The following is a 17,650-nucleotide window of genomic DNA, read 5'->3' on the forward strand; positions in this document are numbered from 1 at the left end:
ATTTGTAAGTAAATAGCGAGAAAAGTATGATAATCTTATAGATAATGGACCTATTTGTATAATCTTGTTGTCGAAAAGGGAGGGGATGGTATGAAATATAGCATTGTTTTGTTGGTTCAACATGCGGAGCTGGCAGAGGCATGTATTGCAAGAATCGAACAGTACACTGGCGGGGCGTATGAGATCATTGCTATTAATGACGGAGGGGGAGATATTGTAACACGAGTTTTGGAAAGAACCAAAGTACATCACGTTCTGACAAACCATACCAGGCTTGGTGTTGCAGCTAGTTATAATCAGGGCGCAGCGATTGCAGCAGGGGAACGGCTGGTTTTCATAAGAGACCATATTGGGGTCTCTGAGCAATGGCTATTTCATTTGTCAGATTGTCTGGATAACCATCCTGACGCGGCTATGGTAGGTCCAATGAGTAATGATGTCAGTGGAATGCAAAGGCTCCCTATCCCGTGTGAAACCATGATGCAGTTGGACAGGACCGCTAGGGCAATGATATTGACCCAATCGGGCTGTTCTCAAAAAGTGACTCGTCTGCTCAGCCATCTTCTTCTAATGCGCAAAGAGGTCTTGGAGCGGTTGGGTGGCTTTGACGAGCGATTCGGTCTGGAAACGTATGAGGACGATGATCTCTGCTATCGGGCGCTTCAAGCTGGTTACAGTCTGTATATCGCGCAAGATTGCTTCGTTCGGTACACATCGCCCCCATCTTTATTTCCAGAGGAACCGAATTGGTATTCATCGCAGTTGACAAGAAACCAAGCAATAGCACAGGAAAAATGGGGACTTGATGTGACTGAGGCCCTAATGAAGTGGACCTATCCGGTTACGGTGAGCTTGTGCATGATCGTCAAAAATGAGGAACAAACGCTGGACCGCTGCTTATCAAGCGTCAAAGGGCTGGTCGACGAGATCATCATAGTGGATACGGGTTCGGAAGACAGGACCAAAGAAATTGCCGGACGCTATACAGATCGTTTGTTTGATTTTACCTGGGTCCATGATTTTGCGAGAGCAAGGAACTATGCGTTCAGTCAAGCTACTCAGGATTATATCTTATGGCTCGACGCGGACGATGTAGTACAACCGCACGATGCGGAGAAGCTGCAAAGGCTGCTATCCGCGGTTCAATGGGATACAGATGCAGTTTCGATGAACTACAATATTGCGTTTAACGAATACGGCCAAGTGACCGTAAGCTCACGCAGAAACCGGCTGGTCAAACGGGAAAAAAGATTCCAATGGATCGGTCCCGTTCATGAGTACTTGAATGTGTACGGCAATATTGTTGCATCCGATATTAGCATTACCCATGACAGGCTGCATAAGAACTCTTCACGAAATTTGAACATTTATGAAACAAGGCTTGCCGCAGGAGAAGCGTTCAATGCCCGTGATTTATATTATTTTGCCAACGAACTGGCGGATCATGAGCAGTGGGAGCGGGCCATTGAACAGTATGAACAGTTTCTTAAACATACCGACGGGTGGGTAGAGGACAAGATTAGGGCCTGTGGCCGGATGGCGGATAGCTTCCACAACCTCGGGAATATACAGGAGGCCAAGTCACAAGCGCTTCAATCGTTTGTATACGGTCTGCCGAAGGCAGAGAACTGCTGTAGGCTTGGATTTTATTGCTTGTCAGAGGAACGGTACGAAGAAGCTGTTTTTTGGTACAAGCTTGCTGTGGATACTCCGAAGCCGGACATGACTAACGCTATTATCGATCATGATTGCTGGACGTGGCTGCCGCATTTGCAGTTGTGTGTCTGCTATGACCGGCTAGGTAAGAAGGAATTGGCCAATCAGCATAATGAAATAGCTATGAAATTCATTCCTAACGATAGTCGGGTGCTTGCTAACAAGCGATATTTTGAAACGGTTTTATCATAAATTAAGGAGGGCTCGTTGTGAAAGAAAAGAAACACGCACTTATATTGAAATCATCTATGGCGTTTTTGGTAGTTAGTCAGTTTGCGAATACTTTGCCGTTATTGGATTTGTCTAAGCCGGGGGTAGCTCACGCTGCCGCTTTTCCTGATGTAGACACATCCTCATGGGCCTATAAATCGATTGCCAAAGTCAAAGCTCTTGGGCTTATTGTAGGGGATCAAACGGGCAGGTTCAATCCGGATAGTCCCGTCAGTCATCAGGAGGCGATCGTCATGGCGCTTCGTTTTTTGGGCTATGAAGAGGCACCGGATAAAGCAGGCAGCCCTCCTTTCGCGGTAGAGCAATGGGCCAACAATTGGGCATGGCTTGCCATAGATAAAGGGCTGCTTGTAGCAGGTGAAGATGCGGGCGCATCAGGAGCTAGTTGGGGAACGCAGGCGGCCAGTCGCGAATGGATAACCCGGCTCGTCATTCGTGCTATGGGCAAGCAGACGGATGCGGCGGCTATGTCCAAAGCTTCGGTACCTTTTGCCGATGCTGGATCTTTATCGGATTGGTCGGTAGGATTCGTCAACGCTGCCCTGCAGCTAAAGGTGATCAGCGGGTTTCCGGATCAAACGTTTAAACCCAAAGAGCTTGTAACGAGAGCACAGCTGGCAACGATTTTGAGCAACGCTGAAGCTATTGCTAATCAGCTTCCTGAAAGGGTAACGAAAGGGCAGTTTGTAGAAATGGCCGGAAGTACGTTAACGATAACGGATAAGTCGGGAAAAAAAGTCCTCTTTACGATGCATCCTGATAGCGTCATATACAACGATAAAGGACCTGTATCCTCCTTGAAGGCTGGACAAGCCGTTACGGTTGTACATAGCGGCAATACGGCTTATTTTGTAGAGGTAGAAGCTGTTCAACAGCAAACAGAGGTTCAACAGGGCGAGAAAGGAGAAAAAGGCGATAAGGGTGACAAAGGGGACAAAGGAGATAAAGGCGATGCCGGCGAGAAAGGAGAAAAAGGAGATAGAGGCTCTTCTGGAGGTGCAGGTCCTGTGGGTCCGGCAGGAGCTGATGGTACCGTTGGTATGACAGGAGCCACTGGAGCGACCGGAGCTACGGGCGCTACAGGACCAGCGGGAACGGATGGCGCTGTAGGACCGGCAGGCCCTACCGGAGAACAGGGCATTCAAGGTGTAACGGGGGCAACTGGGGCAACGGGTGCAGTAGGACCGGCCGGAGCGACAGGAGCACAAGGCATTCAAGGTGTAACCGGAGCGGTGGGAGCAACAGGAGCTGTAGGAGCAACCGGGGTAACGGGACCAACAGGCCCGACCGGAGCTCAGGGCCCTCAGGGTATCCAAGGCATCCAGGGTATTACAGGACCAACGGGAGCGACAGGAGCAGGAGTAACCGGAGCAACAGGCCCGACCGGAGCTCAGGGCCCTCAGGGCGTCCAAGGCATCCAGGGTATTACAGGTCCAACGGGAGCCACTGGTGCAACGGGAACAGCTGGAGGGATTGCCTCATTCGGATTTGCTGCCAATACTTCAGGCTCGGTTATTGCTGTTATATTGGGCGGGACGGACATTCCGTTGCCTAACAACCAGAATGTAGAAGGGATTACCGTGAATGGGTCGAACACGGTATTCACTGTGACAGAGACAGGCTTGTACTATATCAATTACAATATTAATCTGACAGCTGCACTGTTAGCCAGCTCAAGAATCACAGTGAACGGCACATCCGTGAAGGCAAGTGAACTCAATCCAGTCACATCTCAGTCCCAGTATAATTCTAGCGTGGTCGTCTCGTTAACCGCAGGGGATACCATCAAGCTTCAGCTATATGGTTTATTGGGCGCGGCGACATTAACTTCGGGTGGCGGAGCCCAGCTGGCAATCATTAAATTGAAGTGACGCCGTTAAAAGCACCTGGAACACTAAATGGAAATTCCAAATAGAGAGGTGATCCTCAGATTTATGAAGCACAGAAATCGAAAAACGATGGCCATTTTCATGGGCGGTCTTCTCTTGTGCGGTGCTCCTGTGGCCTTTGCGGATTTTGGATCTCTAAATTGGGTCGGTCCGAATCTGGATGGCCTGAGCGCTTCGGCTGCAATGGATTCGCCCATAGCACCGTATAATGTATTGTCTTCTCCGTCAACTGCCGCAAATGACAGATTGTACGCTGTTGTAGGTACAGGAAGGTCCGTTACCCGAGTGACTTATAATGTCTATACCCCGATAGAGGTGATACCTGCGGAAAAATTAGCCGTAACAACAGCAGTATACCCGTCGATGCCCCTTACCACTTTAGCTACGGGAGAGAGACATTCGCTGGCTGTAAGTCAGGATGGCAGTGTGTGGTCATGGGGGAGCAGCACAGGAGCACAAGGTGGCGATGGCAAATCCTCACTAACGAGTCCTATGAAGGTCTCCGGTCTAAGAGATATCCGATCCGTCAGCGCCAAAGGAATTCATAGCCTTGCTTTGCAAGCCAATGGTCAGGTATGGGCCTGGGGAAATAACAGCTTCGGCCAGCTTGGCACCGGAAGCGAAGAAAGTCATTCCGGCCCTGTAGTTGTCTTGGATAATGTGGCCGCTATTGCCAGTGGAACAGTACATAGTGTGGCACTCAAAAAGGATGGGACAGTATGGACCTGGGGCTATAATGTATCCGGACAATTGGGAGATGGGACAACCGCCACTCGTTGGAATCCAGTACAGGTCAGTGGTTTGAATCATGTAACAGCTATTTCGTCTTCCGGATCCTCTACCCTCGCGTTGAAAGACGACGGGACGGTATGGGCGTGGGGAGATAATTACGCAGGACAACTGGGTGATGGGACGAAGGATAATCGCAGCATACCTGTACAAGTATCTGTTTTAACTAATGTTTATGCGATTGCATCTGGCGGCTATCACAGCATGGCACTCCAAAGCGACGGAAGCGTGTGGACATGGGGAGACAATCGTTACGGGCAATTGGGCGATGGAACGACTACCGGTCGGTTAAAGCCTGAACGCATAGCAGGACTGGATAACGTGAGCATGCTGGCAGGAGGGTTGTTTCATAGCTTGGCGATCCGAAAGGACGGAACCGTATGGTCCTGGGGGAATAACCAATTCGGGCAGTTGGGCGACGGAACCACGATCAATAAATCCTTGCCCGTGAAGGTTCGTACGATCGACGATGCACGCACCATTGATGCAGGCACTTACTCCAGTGCTGCGAAGAGCGAACAAGGAAAGTACTTCATGTGGGGTGAGAACAGCTCCGGTCAGTTGGGCAATGGAACGACCAGCCCTTCAAGAATTCCGATCACCGTAGTAGACCTTAATGGTGACGATCGAGATACAACGTCTCCGACTGCACCAGAGAATGTGACTGTTACAGGCATAAGCACGAATTTGATTTGTATCGCTTGGACAGATGCTACAGATAATGTCGGAGTAGCAGGCTATGACGTCTATAGAGATAACGTCAAGATAGGAAGCAGCCCAACAACCAGCTATATTGACAAAGGACTTAATGCGTCAACGAGCTATGTTTATACGGTGAGAGCGAAAGACGGTGCAGGAAACACATCGGCTCCCGGCAACGCCATTACAGCTGCAACTTTGGTCGAAGTGGATGCGCTCCAGCGCTAATGCTTGGATTTAAAAGGTATTCGTAAATACATCTAAAAAACCATAGGAGCCGGCCTCTCTTGCAGAGAACGCTTCTATGGTTTTATCTTTTTAATCAACGGAAATCGGATTCCAGCTGTCTTCACCTGCGAGTACCTGCTGGATCGAGTAAGACGGAGCCTCTTCCTCAGTCAGTTTCTTGGACCAAGCTACTCTTTGCTCCGACGAAGCCCCTGGCCCTTTGCAGTCATACTCACAGAAAACGGTTGTCGACTCACTCTCCGGCTTATTCCAGTTATCCCAGCCTGCCGCGATAATATGCTCGCCCATCCAGCAGTGTAGGAAGGCCGCTTTGGCATAGTTCCTCCAAGGTCTGCCGAGATAGACGGATTGTGCCGGGGCATCGCTGGTTAGACGGCAATCGTGAAACACGTAACCGAAACGAACCTCTTCCGGAGTAGAAGGAGCGGTAAGCCATCCGTGAATAGAATCGGCAGGGAACTCCTTCGCATCCTCTTCTCCTAATCGCCGTTTGGAGAAGATCTCACATTGGTTGAACACGGCCGTTGCCGATCCGAATATGAAATCGACATCCCCCTCCAGATAGCATTGCTCGTAGTACTGCCGTACATTTCTACGAGGATACCCTTCGCGAGGGCCGCCAAAATGAGCCCTTTGCATAGGAGCGGGCGGTAAAGGCCCAGTAAATAGCGTATCCTGATGACCGATAAATCGGCAGTTTTTGAACGTGACCCGATCTCCATCCACGTAAGCGGCCAATGCTTGACCCACAAGCGAGCCTCGTCCTGCTGAATTTTCAAACGTAATCCGTTCAGCCGTGAAATCGTCGGCACCGACGAAGAAAGAATAGGAGTTGAAGGTTTCATAGGATTCTCCGGTAGGAAATGTTTTTCTGGCATAATCGTCAAACGTAAGAATCGTATGCTCCAGGCTTTCTCCAACCAGACTGACACGGGGCTTCTCTACATGAATTTTTTCTTTATAGACTCCATTTTTTATGTAAATGACGACTCGCTCGCGCTGGTCGTTTGGAATTTGATCGAGCGCTTCTTGGACTGTGAGGAAATCTCCGCTGCCGTCAGATGCTACTATCATAGAAGCCAAACTCTCCTTTTTTATATAAAAATAATAAATGTTATGCATCCAGTTTACCAGAAAGAACGTAAATACTATAGACGTATTCGTGGAGACCGACAGGCGAAGCGAACCTGAAGGAACTTAGGTGAATTTATTTTGGCTCAAAAGGATCCTGAGCTTCAGATGGCATTGCTATTACGGTTTTCCTTGCTGTACACTAAGAAAGAGAGTACTTGAATGGGGATGAATCGATGGACAATATGAGGCGCTTTTTCGCAAATTTAACGGTACGACGATTTTCCATTCTCGCGGTAGTATGCTTACTGCTGTTTAGTATCAGAGATATGCTGAACCTGGTACTGTTAACCTTTTTGATCGCTTATGTCATGCACAGCCTGCAGCAAGCCGTGTCCAAGCGAATAAGCAAGTATGTTGTGGTGAACAGCAAGGTCATTATCATCCTGTTATATTTGATTTTCGTTACTATGATTGTTTTTGCGTTGATTCATTATATACCAAAGGTGTTTATTCAGATTAAGCAATTAAAAGATATTTTGGTTGCATTTACTAATCTGCCAGCGCCGGAGGACGAATTTTCAAGGTACATTTACAAAACCCTGAAGGACCTGAATTTACAAGCTTATGTCAAGCAAGGCTTTGAATACGTGCTCCGAATCAGCAACTGGGGAACAACCTTCGTCTTGTCCTTAATATTGAGCCTTGTGTTTATTCTTGAAAAAAGTCGTATTATTACGTTCACTTCCAAGCTGAAAGAAAGTAAATTGTCCTGGCTGTATGAGGAGTTGGAGTATTTCGGCAAAAAATTCATTTTGTCCTTCGGCAAGGTGATTGAAGCGCAGCTTCTGATTGCTATCTGCAACACCGTATTTACAGTGATCGGACTGTGGATTCTCGGTTTCCCTTATCTATTTGCCTTGTCGATCATGATCTTCATGCTGAGCCTGGTTCCTGTTGTCGGCTTTGTAGTGTCACTGCTTCCTTTATGCTTGATCGGGTATAATATCGGCGGGTTGGTGATGATTGTCTATGTCGTTGCCATGATCGCAGTACTGCATGTGCTGGAAGGGTATTTATTGAATCCGAAGCTCATGTCATCCAAGATGAATCTTCCGATGTTCTATACATTTGTAGTTCTCGTGTTTTCTGAGCATTACTTGGGGGTATGGGGGTTAATTCTAGGGATTCCGGTTTTCGTCTTCCTGCTAGATATATTGGATGTCGATACCAAGAACTAAGGTAAGTCGAGAGAAGCATTCATATAAAAATAAAAAAGGCAATCCGGGAGCTTCGCTCATGCCGGACTGCCTTTTTGGATTGCAAAATCAAAGCCTTTTCGTGGTCTGACGAACTTAATGTTATGGCAGATGCTTTGTATAAAGACTTACTTCGCTTCCGGTGCCTTTGCGATGTTCTGTACCGCGTTATCGCCTAAGCGTTCTTTAAGTTGCTGCAAATACAGACTGCGCGGCTCCACATGCTGGCCGTACCGATCCCAGAAGCCGTCCTGACGGGGACGCAGGTCGTGCTGGTTCGGAAGAAACGGACGCTCTTGCTTTCCAATGTGGCCGATAGCGTAATTTTGAGCTGTGGGTGGCTGCTGTACCGTCAGAACACCTTCCGTATTCCACGTTACATAGTTGGCTCCGGCCCAGCCATGGCCGCTTCCCATCCATCCACGGTCACGGATGTAAATGGGTGAGCTAACGTTATCGTACAAGCCACCGACAGACCAACGGTGATGAGGCTCGCTGGCATTGAAGTCAATTCGCGACTCGCTGTCCAGGAACACGTTTGGTCCGGACACCTTGGCATCGAAGACGAAGGCATGGCGGGCTGTCTCGGTGTCGCAGCGCTGTATGAGCGACAGCTGTCCTGTCACATGGAAGCAGTACCGGCGTCCGCCAGTAATGATGCTGACCATGTCGCGGACCGTACAGTCTTGGACGGTCACCCATTTGGCGTAGCGGTCTATGGTTACAAGAGAGTGTTCCAAATGATAACCGGTCACATCGCGAATCCAAGCGTTTTTGACAAAGTTCAGCGTGACGAAGTTCACGATATGAGATTCGTCTGCACAATAAGTCGTATTGCCGGGCCTTGCATCCACTTGCGTGTCCGTTATTTCCGGATCAAAATCAGAGTCGATCCTTAAGTTCTCAAGACCTACCTGTTCGATTCGCCCCTTATCGTCATAAGGGAATAGTCTCCCTCCACCCCAGCGGGCTTCAATTGCGTTCGTAATCGGAGCATCGATAGTGACGACATTTCCCTCAATGCCCTTGATGACACGGTCGAATAGGAGCTCGAACGGTGCCCACTGCTTCGTACCGCCAGCATTCGGTCGAGGTGTGATCGTATCCATATCAATTGCGCTGATCCAATCAGCGTTGCCGTATCGAAGGACGGCGATAGTATCGCCTACCGAGAAGCCACTGGCATCGGCGACGTGAAAGGTTCTTGAGCCGGAAGGGACATACAGATCCGTGATGTCCGTGCCTTTCTCTTCCATAAGATTAGGAGTGCTGCCAAGCACCTGAAGCAGATCCCGCTTGATTGCGCCGGTACCATGAAGAATGGTCCCGTCTTCGCCTTGTCCTTCACCACGAAGCACGACGCCACTCTCGCGTATGTACAAAGTGCCTGCGATCCGATAGGTACCTCTCTGCAGCAGCAGCGCACCGCGTAAGCCATCTTTGCCGATCGGCATACAGGATAATTCGTCAATAGCTTGTTGAATGCGAGCCGTATCGTCGCCCTCAGCTGAAGCGGGACTCAGAACCAAACGAACTTGTGCATCAGGTATTGGAACGCCGCCACCCATATAACCACAATTGGAAAAGTCGGCTATTCGATTCCCTTTATAATCAGGGACATAAGTCATGCAGCCGTTCACATCCAGAAAGGCAATCTGGCTTTGTTCGGGGGACAGACTGTCCTTATCCATCACCATAAAGGTGAAGCAGTCATATAACGAAGCAGCTTCGGTCGTATGGAGCCGAATGCGGATTTCATACAGACCATCAGCAAGCTGTGCAGCATGCAATACAATAAGCTGTTCATCTCCTGCTGCAATCGAGGTCTCGGATACGGAGTCCAATATTCGGGAATTCGACGAGCTGACCAGCTCAACAGTCAACTGAATATCAGCATGTGCTTGAACTCGTACTGCAGGTGGCTGGGAGCCTGACGGAAGCACCGCTGGTTGGCCGATCTGCTGCGTGAGGGTCGTGTGTTCCAATGTCCAATCTGCGATTCCGGGTGCGGCTACATCTGCATGGAATGATGGGTTGGCTTCGTTAACCATTCGTACACTTCCTTTTCATCAAAATAATAAGATGTCAAAGCGGTCTTACAATGGGAACTGCATGTGAACAAAAGCTCCCCCTTGGGGGCTGTTGCCGATCTCGATGCCTGGGCCAGCTGCGTGATAACGCATCCTCAGCCGATATTGAATGTTCAAAAGCCCAATGCGCTGAAAATCGGTATAATCCGACTCGGCGTGAGCCAACTGATCGCGGAGATCCTGCAAGCGCTGTTCGGTGAAGCCTGCCCCGTTGTCTGTAACGATTACTCCGAGGGTTCCCTGCTCCGTCCGCTGGACGACAATGCTTAAGCTAAGCTGCTTCACGTTCTTCTCAAAGCCGTGTCGTACAGCATTTTCGGCAATGGGTTGAAGGATGACCTTCAAGCAGGGGGTATCCAGACAAGCTTCATCGACCTGCAGTGTGTAATCGAAAGCATCGCCGTAACGGATTTGAATAATCTGCAAGTAACGCTTTAAATGCTGCACTTCATCCCGAACGGTAACATCCGTATGCCGGTAGTTGGCTGTATACCGAAACATATGGGCAAGCGATATCGTGATGCTTTCAATTTCATAGTGCCGAATTTGGGTAGCCATGGAATTAATAATTTCTAATGTATTATACAGGAAATGGGAATCGATTTGGGACTGTAGTGAAAAAAGTACCGCTTGCTGCTCCGCAAGCTTCGATTCGGACAATCGCTTAATATGCTGCTGAAGATCAGATAGCATCACGTTATAGGACTGGGCTAGTGTTGAAATTTCATCCTCGCCTTCAATCGTTATTGGAACGTCGATCTGCCCGCGGCCCGTCTGCTTCATGAACTGCTTCAGCTTGCTAATTCGACGGGTGATGGACGAGGAGACGAAGATGATAAATAGTACCGAAAGCACCATACAAATCGCTGCTGTGGAAATAATGATCCGGCGAATATCGACGACGCTTCCTGCCACCTCGACATAAGGAATGACAATGACCGATTTCCAATCGGTACCCTCGATAGATTGATACACGACAATCTCGTTGGAACCTGGAATAATAAAAGAACCTCCCGGTGTATCCTTCATTCGGCTTCGAATGGAATGATCCAACGGTGTCAACAGCTTATCCCGTTGCGGATGAGCAACAATGAGCCCGCTCGAATTGATGATGAAGCCAACACCGCTTTTTCCGATATTGATCTCGTTAAGGATGCTTTGCATCAAATCGGGCTTAATATCGATTTTGATGTAGGTGACTCCATTAAAACCTACACGCTTCACGATGCTGACGATCGGCAGCCGCATTGGGTTTAATGCCGAATCTACGTAATTAGAAGTGATGTCGGACAAGTAAGTTACCTTCTGCATCGGATTGATCTGGTTGAACCAAGGCTCTTGGCCCATCGTATAACCGGGGCGAATCCCTGCATCCGTCGTGAAATACGCCTGATTGCCAGAAACATGGTACAGCATGACCGATAACAGCTCCGGATGCGTATTGGTGAACGGCTTAATATAGTCAGACTCCAGCACGTAGAAGGGAACGACCGACTCAGGCTTACGCCCGATACTGAGGTTACTCCAGGATTGAAGCTGCTCGCTCGATCCCAACGTAAAAAGGAACCGCTCGTATTCCTGCAAATAGCGAACCAGGTTCAAATTAGCCTGCTTTAAAATAAGGCTGCTGAACTGCATATCGTCCTGCTGAATTTTGCTCGAGGTTTCTCGCACCGTGAAGATGCCGATCAGGAGTAAGTTGGCAAAGACGACGAGAACGAAAATGGAGACCAGCTTCCATTTGAACGAGGTTTTCCACCTGGACCATAGAGGCTCCAAAAGGGAGATAGGGCGAGCCAAGCGAGCCTTGCAGGTCTTTTTAACCGTGTTCGTATCCATTAAGCCTCAGCGACCATGCCCATTCGTTTTCGATACTCCTTAGGCGTAATGCCGCAAAAGTCCTTGAATATTTTAGCGAAATGCTCGCTGTTCTCGTAACCTACCTGATGGGCAACCTCGTATATTTTTTGCTGTTGATCGAGCAGTAATCGCTTGGCGTTGTTCATGCGGACCTCCGTTAAAAACCCCAGAAGGGTCGAGCCTGTATGCTGCTTGAACAGAACGGCCAAATAAGACCGACTGATCGGAATCAGGTCGGCCAGCTCCGATGCGTTGACCTTTTCGTAGAAATGCTGCTCTATGTAGGTCTTCACTTGCATGACGATCTTTGCGTATTCTGAGGGCTGATCTTTCTTGCTCTGCTCGATGAGTTGAAGCACACTTTGCTCAAGACGCATAACGGCAGCCAATCGAAAGTAAAATCGCTTGTCTTGGTGAGGCATACCACTTTTGACGTACCCTAATTGTTGGTCGGTAATGCTACACAGATCAGGGATCACAAGTCGGGCTTCTTTAGCGATCATATCAATCCAAGCCTCGGATAGCGGACTGAGCAGGTAGTAATCGCTTCCCGACCATTGTTCCATAGCAAGCAGCGTGTCCATTACCAAAAGCGGGTATTTATCTGACTGTTGGGTCCGAATCAGGTCTACCCACTTGGTCATAATTTCATGGGAATGATTCAATTGCTCGGCCAGTAATTTGTGGGCATGATCTGTCCGCTCTTTGCGCAGCTCGCTTTTAGCTGTTTCAAGCGCTTGTCGTAAGGCGCTCCGTTCGACCGGCTTCAGAATATAATCTGTTACATGAAGAGCGAGAGCGGATTTAGCATAGCTGAAATCGTCATAACTGCTGACGATGATACATTTCATCCATGGATAGGACTGATTGATTTGGTTAATGAGCTCGAGGCCGTCCATCATAGGCATGCGAATATCGGTGATACAGATGTCCGCATAATGGGTCTCAAGCCACTTAAGCGCCTCCTCCCCGTCTGAGGCTTCCCCGCTGATTCTCAGCGTCTCCTCACCGCACTGTTCAATTTTAGCAATAAGTCCGGATCGGATAGGAAGCTCGTCTTCGACAACTAAGATGCGCAGCATGCTGTCTCCTCACATTCAGTTAAGCTAGGAATTTTGTCATACCTTAGATCTTACAATGGGAAGTCGGTAAAGCTCAATAGGGTAAATTATTGTCCTATGTGTATATTTGTCTTGCCGGTCACCCTTTGATAGAACCGATCATAACGCCACGAACGAAATGTCTTTGGACGAACGGATACATAATCATCAGCGGTAAGCTGGAAAAAATAATGAGTGAATACTTCAACAGCTCGTTCAAATACAGCCGTTGATTCTGGTCAGCAATACTAGTTGTCAATGTATCGGAGGTATTCATCATTAAAATTTCCCGTAAATAGATTTGAAGGGGAAATAGGCTTTTATTATTCAAATAAATGAGAGGGCTAAAAAATTCATTCCAATGCTCTACCGCGTAGAACAACGTAATAACGGCAATAATCGCACCGGATACCGGCAGTACGATGCTGATAAGGAAGCGGAAGTTGCTGCAGCCGTCCATTTTGGCCGAGTCCAGCAGCTCATCAGGAATGTTCGACCGGAAAAAGGTCATCGTCATAATCACATTGAACATGCTCATCGCATTAGGAATGAGCAGCGCCCAGCGGGTGTTCAGCATGCCCAGTTCTTTGACCAGCAAGTAGGAGGGGATAAGTCCGCCTGAGAAAATAAGTGTGAAGGCGAATACCATCATAATGAACTTACGTCCGGCAAAATCTTTACGAGACAGCGGATAGGCTGCCGCTATGGTCATAGCTACGTTGATAAGGGTACCGACGACCATGTAGAAAATACTGTTGGAATATCCGATCCAGACTGCTTTGTATTCCACGACGGCCTTGTAGCCTTGCAGACCGAAATCGACGGGATACAGCCATACTTTACCTGCAACGAGAGCCTCCGGCGAACTGAAGGAAGCGCTCAGCGTATACAGGATCGGATATAGCACCAGTAAGAAAATTAGGAAAGTAAATGCGTAGTTGAACCAGTTGAACAGCTTGTCGCCGCCTGTTTCGCGAATTAATCGATTTTCAATCATGTATCAGCCCTCCGTGGATGATAATTACCATAAGCTTGTATCGTTCACTTTTTTGGCGATTCGGTTGGCCGCAATAATCAGCACGAGACCGATTAACGATTTGAACAGGCCAATGGCCGTCGCATAAGAATAATTGGGCATCCCTGTAATGAACCCGGTCTTGTAAACGTACGTGTCGATGACCTCGGAAGCGTCCACGTTCATTGGATTTTGCAGCAGCAGCACCTTCTGGAAGCCGACGGTCATGATTTTACCGAACTCAAGAATCAAGAGCATGACAATGGTCGGCAAAATGCCAGGAATGTCAATGTGACGAATGCGCTGCATTTTGCTGGCGCCATCTACAATAGCCGCCTCATGAAGCTGTGGATCAACGGAAGAAAGGGCGGCCAGATAAATAATCGAGCCCCAGCCAATATTTTGCCAGACACCGGACCAGACGTAGAGTGATTTGAAATAAGCGGGCTCACCAAGCACATTGATCTTATGTCCGACGACAAACTCAATAAGTCTGGACAGGACGCCTGTCATGGGGGAGAACAGCTGCATGACAATGCCGACCAGCACGACCACGGAGATAAAGTGGGGAGCATAGGTGACGAGCTGTACGGCTCTTTTATACCGCTCGCGTCGAATATAGTTAAGGCACAAGGCCAAGACGATGGGAGCCGGGAAGCCAATTAACAGGTTGTACAGGTTAATGAGCAGCGTATTTCGGATGACCAGCTTGAAATCATAGGAGTTGAAAAAGCGCTGGAAATGATCAAAGCCGATCCAGGGGCTTCCCCAAATGCCTTTCATGACACTGTAGTTTTTAAATGCAATTTGCAGGCCGAGCATAGGAACATAGTGAAACGTAATGACATAAGCGAACGGAATGAGAATCAGTGCGTAGAGCTGCCAGTTTTCTAAAATTTGTTTGCGTTTTGCCGAGATCATCATAACCTTCCTTTCTTATCTGCGGATGAAAAGGGCGGACCCGGGCACCGCAGCAGCCTGTGCTGACGAAACCCGGGTCCTGCCGGTGCTCGCTCATGGAGTTTTATTTTTTCGTTTTGTCATAGTTGGATTGCAAAATTTGGAGATACTGCTGCAAGCCGGCATTGTCCAGCTCTTTCAAATATTTATCCCAATCCTTGTCGATATCCAGATTGCCTGTAATGAACTTCAGCATGAACTGCTGTACCGTATTCTGGATGTTTTTGGTGACATCGCCGTATTTGGTTAAGTGGTCACCGGACATGAACATGAACGGAACGCGCTTGTCTGGAGCTGCATAAGGCTTATAGTATTTGTTTGTAATATCGAGAAGCTTCGCTTCCAGCTGGCTGTCCTTAGTTACAACACCGCCTTCTTGTACATCCCGCGCTGTAAATCTTGCTGCGGTTTGTCCCCAACGGATGTTGGTTTTCGTTCCGAACGGTACAATCGGTTCTACCAGAGCCTGCTTGCCGTTCAAGCCCATCACGCCTTCGGCAGGACGCTTCCAGCCTGTGCCTTCTTTCCCCCAGCTGGAGGTCGTACCCTCTTGGATACCGACTCTTTCGTCATACAGCCAATCGAGCCAGCGGATGGCTGCAATCGGGTCCTTTGCGTCCTTCGTAATGACGAAGGCGCCTGGAATTGGAGCGAAGCCGCGATCGTAGCCGAAGCGCTCTCCGTTCGGACCTGCCAGAACAGGAACCGGGACATAATCCTTGTAACGGCCGCTAGGTCCGTTGTCTATCGTGAATTGTCCCCAGTAAAGCGCTGTTGCTGCTCCCAGCCTTGAGCCAGCGGGATCTTCCGCGAGCGCGGTGAGCGCTTTACGGTCTTGAATGAATGATTCTGGCTGGAGGAGGCCTTCCTGCACCAATTTGCGCATATAGAGCAGGCCGTTCTTATAACCAGGCTTCGAGGCAGAGAATTCTACTTTGCCGTTGTTCAATTCAACATAATTGCCTTTTTCATAATAGACAAAAGATTGCATAAGGAACGCGTCAGGCTCATTGTTAGCTGCATTGGCTCCCGCTAGCGGTACGGCCTTCGGATCCATCTGTTTAAATGCTTTCAATACATTGTAAAATTCATCTGTCGTTGTAGGCACTTGGAGTCCGAGCTTGTCCAACCAGGCCTTATTGATCCACATCTTCTTCGGCATCGTGGAGTGGACGACTTCTCCGACATTAGGAATGCCGTAGATGTTGCCGTCTTGAGCATACATGTATTGCTTGACGTAAGGCGCTTCCTCCATAACCTTCTTGATATGAGGAGCATATTTGTCGATCAGCTCATTCAGAGGCTGGAAGACCCCTTGAGAACCGAGGGCAACGAGCTGGCTAGCTGAAATTCCCGCGTTCATGAATACATCAGGCAAATCTCCGCCTGCGATCGTCACTTGAAGCTTCTCTTCCTTCGCCGACTGCGGAACAACGGTCCAGTCGACGTGAATATTCGTTTTATCCTCGTAAAATTTGGTGAAATCGTTCGTTGTTAAGTCCTCAATGTTCGGATCACCCACGACGTATACTTTCATCGTTTCTTTATTTTTTACAATCGGGAACGTTCCAGGTGCTGTAAGATTGTCGGTTGCGGCTTTGTTATCGGCGCCGCCTTTGCTGTCTCCGCCACAGCCGGTCAAAGCAGCGGTCATGCCGAGCGCAACCGCAAGCGATGCAGGAATGATTTTCTTATTCAAAGCAATTCTCCCCCTATACATACCAGTTTCATCTGTATAGGTTTATTATGTTGGACAGAAAGCGTCATCACAATGAGGCGATTGTCTAAAAACCATAGTGATTGTTTTAGATTCCAGTGGGGTATGCCCCTCAGGCCGCTATTGAAACCTGCGAGTTTAATTAAAATTAAAATGATAAATGAAAGTTAACTCATCGGTGAACCAACAGGGATTCCATGGATTTTTGAGGAATAGTTAGAGTAAAGATTTGCAAGTATCATGCAGCATAATGGAGGAGAGCAAAGGATGACGACTCAATTCGCATTGGTTACAGGCGCGGATCGCGGAGTAGGATTAGGCTTGGTTCAAGAGCTTCTCGGACAGGGCTTCACTGTTTTTGCAGGAAGGTATGCAGCCTCGGAGGGGCCTCTGCAGCAGCTGAAAGACTTACATAAGAACAATCTTCATCTAGTGGATTTGGATATTTCTAATGCAGAGAGTGTTAGAGCGGCGGCGTCTTGGGTGGGAGAGTATACGGAGCGCATCGACCTTCTGATTAACAATGCAGGAATACTTGGTGATATTGAGGCAACCGTATTGGATGAGCTGGACTATGCGGAAATGCAGGAGGTGTTTAATGTCAATGCGTTGGGGACTTTGAGGGTAACGCAAGCTTTCCTGCCTATGCTGCTGCACAGCGAGCGTAAGCTGTTGGCCAATATTTCTTCTGAGGCGGGCAGCATCGGAAGCTGCACCCGTCATAATTGGTACGCCTATTGCATGTCTAAAGCTGCGTTAAATATGCAGTCAGCACTCATCTACAATCAGTTCAAGAGCCAAGGTCTGAAGCTGCTTGTCCTGCATCCAGGGTATGTTCAGAGCTACATGCATGGGGAGCTAAATACGAAGGCATCTCTCACGGTAGAGCAGGCGGCTTCCAATATTGTACGTACTATTAATAATTATGATTCCTATGAGCCGGTCGATGGTAAGCCGCCTTACATCCATACGGCAACCGGAGAACGATTGGTGTGGTAATGGTTT

Annotated in this window: 12 protein-coding genes and 1 pseudogene; 6 read left to right on the forward strand and 7 right to left on the reverse strand. The window is 48.5% G+C overall.

What is annotated here, in order from left to right; translation table 11 throughout:
- The first annotated feature begins 90 nt into the window (after positions 1 to 90).
- From QMA13_RS36320 to QMA13_RS01720, 4 genes and pseudogenes are all read left to right on the forward strand, one after another.
- Positions 91 to 1,908: a glycosyltransferase gene (locus tag QMA13_RS36320; RefSeq protein ID WP_349254191.1), complete on the forward strand. Its 1,818-nt coding sequence runs from the start codon at positions 91 to 93 to the stop codon at positions 1,906 to 1,908.
- A gap of 56 nt (positions 1,909 to 1,964) precedes the next feature.
- Positions 1,965 to 2,555 (forward strand): annotated as a pseudogene (locus QMA13_RS36495) (S-layer homology domain-containing protein); the annotation flags it as partial.
- Between the two features lie 432 nt (positions 2,556 to 2,987).
- Complete coding sequence (locus QMA13_RS36500; RefSeq protein ID WP_481858196.1) at positions 2,988 to 3,818, forward strand: BclA C-terminal domain-containing protein; 831 nt, start codon at positions 2,988 to 2,990, stop codon at positions 3,816 to 3,818.
- Between the two features lie 63 nt (positions 3,819 to 3,881).
- Positions 3,882 to 5,552 carry an RCC1 domain-containing protein gene (locus QMA13_RS01720; protein ID WP_282939100.1) on the forward strand — a complete coding sequence of 557 codons (1,671 nt, stop codon included), beginning with the start codon at positions 3,882 to 3,884 and terminating at the stop codon, positions 5,550 to 5,552.
- A gap of 90 nt (positions 5,553 to 5,642) precedes the next feature.
- On the opposite strand, the gene QMA13_RS01725 is transcribed toward QMA13_RS01720, so the two are convergent.
- A complete protein-coding gene (locus QMA13_RS01725) occupies positions 5,643 to 6,647 on the reverse strand; it encodes a pectinesterase family protein (RefSeq protein ID WP_282939101.1) in 1,005 nt (334 codons plus the stop codon).
- A 233-nt stretch (positions 6,648 to 6,880) separates the two neighbouring features.
- Here QMA13_RS01725 and QMA13_RS01730 point away from each other — a divergent pair, with 233 nt between their 5' ends.
- Positions 6,881 to 7,885 carry an AI-2E family transporter gene (locus QMA13_RS01730; protein WP_282939102.1) on the forward strand — a complete coding sequence of 335 codons (1,005 nt, stop codon included), beginning with the start codon at positions 6,881 to 6,883 and terminating at the stop codon, positions 7,883 to 7,885.
- Positions 7,886 to 8,031: 146 nt separating this feature from the next.
- Here QMA13_RS01730 and QMA13_RS01735 read toward each other — a convergent pair whose 3' ends face one another.
- From QMA13_RS01735 to QMA13_RS01760, 6 genes are all read right to left on the reverse strand, one after another.
- The gene (locus QMA13_RS01735) at positions 8,032 to 9,954 is read right to left on the reverse strand and encodes a pectate lyase family protein (RefSeq protein WP_282939104.1); all 1,923 of its coding nucleotides are present in this window, start codon (positions 9,952 to 9,954) and stop codon (positions 8,032 to 8,034) included.
- A gap of 45 nt (positions 9,955 to 9,999) precedes the next feature.
- Positions 10,000 to 11,832, reverse strand: coding sequence for a sensor histidine kinase (locus QMA13_RS01740; RefSeq protein WP_282939105.1), 1,833 nt, complete (start codon positions 11,830 to 11,832; stop codon positions 10,000 to 10,002).
- A complete protein-coding gene (locus tag QMA13_RS01745) occupies positions 11,832 to 12,935 on the reverse strand; it encodes a response regulator transcription factor (protein WP_282939107.1) in 1,104 nt (367 codons plus the stop codon). Before QMA13_RS01745 ends, QMA13_RS01740 begins: the two co-directional genes overlap by 1 nt.
- A 118-nt stretch (positions 12,936 to 13,053) precedes the next feature.
- A complete protein-coding gene (locus QMA13_RS01750) occupies positions 13,054 to 13,950 on the reverse strand; it encodes a carbohydrate ABC transporter permease (protein ID WP_282939109.1) in 897 nt (298 codons plus the stop codon).
- A 24-nt stretch (positions 13,951 to 13,974) separates the two neighbouring features.
- Complete coding sequence (locus QMA13_RS01755; RefSeq protein WP_282939111.1) at positions 13,975 to 14,892, reverse strand: ABC transporter permease; 918 nt, start codon at positions 14,890 to 14,892, stop codon at positions 13,975 to 13,977.
- A 100-nt stretch (positions 14,893 to 14,992) separates the two neighbouring features.
- Entirely contained in the window at positions 14,993 to 16,627 is a 1,635-nt protein-coding gene (locus QMA13_RS01760; RefSeq protein WP_282939113.1) for an extracellular solute-binding protein, read from the reverse strand.
- Between the two features lie 285 nt (positions 16,628 to 16,912).
- Here QMA13_RS01760 and QMA13_RS01765 point away from each other — a divergent pair, with 285 nt between their 5' ends.
- A complete protein-coding gene (locus QMA13_RS01765) occupies positions 16,913 to 17,644 on the forward strand; it encodes an SDR family oxidoreductase (protein WP_282939115.1) in 732 nt (243 codons plus the stop codon).
- The last annotated feature ends 6 nt before the right edge of the window (positions 17,645 to 17,650 follow it).

The sequence above is a fragment of the Paenibacillus sp. RC67 genome (assembly GCF_030020805.1).
GTDB lineage: Bacteria > Bacillota > Bacilli > Paenibacillales > NBRC-103111 > Paenibacillus_S.

What these genes read in the sequence shown, in the direction of transcription:
- QMA13_RS01730 (WP_282939102.1), top strand. Translation starts at nt 6,881, where the DNA reads ATGGACAATATGAGGCGCTTTTTCGCAAATTTAACGGTACGACGATTT.
- QMA13_RS01735 (WP_282939104.1), bottom strand. Translation starts at nt 9,954, where the DNA reads ATGGTTAACGAAGCCAACCCATCATTCCATGCAGATGTAGCCGCACCC.
- QMA13_RS01720 (WP_282939100.1), top strand. Translation starts at nt 3,882, where the DNA reads ATGAAGCACAGAAATCGAAAAACGATGGCCATTTTCATGGGCGGTCTT.
- QMA13_RS01740 (WP_282939105.1), bottom strand. Translation starts at nt 11,832, where the DNA reads ATGGATACGAACACGGTTAAAAAGACCTGCAAGGCTCGCTTGGCTCGC.
- QMA13_RS36320 (WP_349254191.1), top strand. Translation starts at nt 91, where the DNA reads ATGAAATATAGCATTGTTTTGTTGGTTCAACATGCGGAGCTGGCAGAG.
- QMA13_RS01725 (WP_282939101.1), bottom strand. Translation starts at nt 6,647, where the DNA reads ATGATAGTAGCATCTGACGGCAGCGGAGATTTCCTCACAGTCCAAGAA.
- QMA13_RS01750 (WP_282939109.1), bottom strand. Translation starts at nt 13,950, where the DNA reads ATGATTGAAAATCGATTAATTCGCGAAACAGGCGGCGACAAGCTGTTC.
- QMA13_RS36500 (WP_481858196.1), top strand. Translation starts at nt 2,988, where the DNA reads ATGACAGGAGCCACTGGAGCGACCGGAGCTACGGGCGCTACAGGACCA.
- QMA13_RS01765 (WP_282939115.1), top strand. Translation starts at nt 16,913, where the DNA reads ATGACGACTCAATTCGCATTGGTTACAGGCGCGGATCGCGGAGTAGGA.
- QMA13_RS01755 (WP_282939111.1), bottom strand. Translation starts at nt 14,892, where the DNA reads ATGATGATCTCGGCAAAACGCAAACAAATTTTAGAAAACTGGCAGCTC.
- QMA13_RS01745 (WP_282939107.1), bottom strand. Translation starts at nt 12,935, where the DNA reads ATGCTGCGCATCTTAGTTGTCGAAGACGAGCTTCCTATCCGATCCGGA.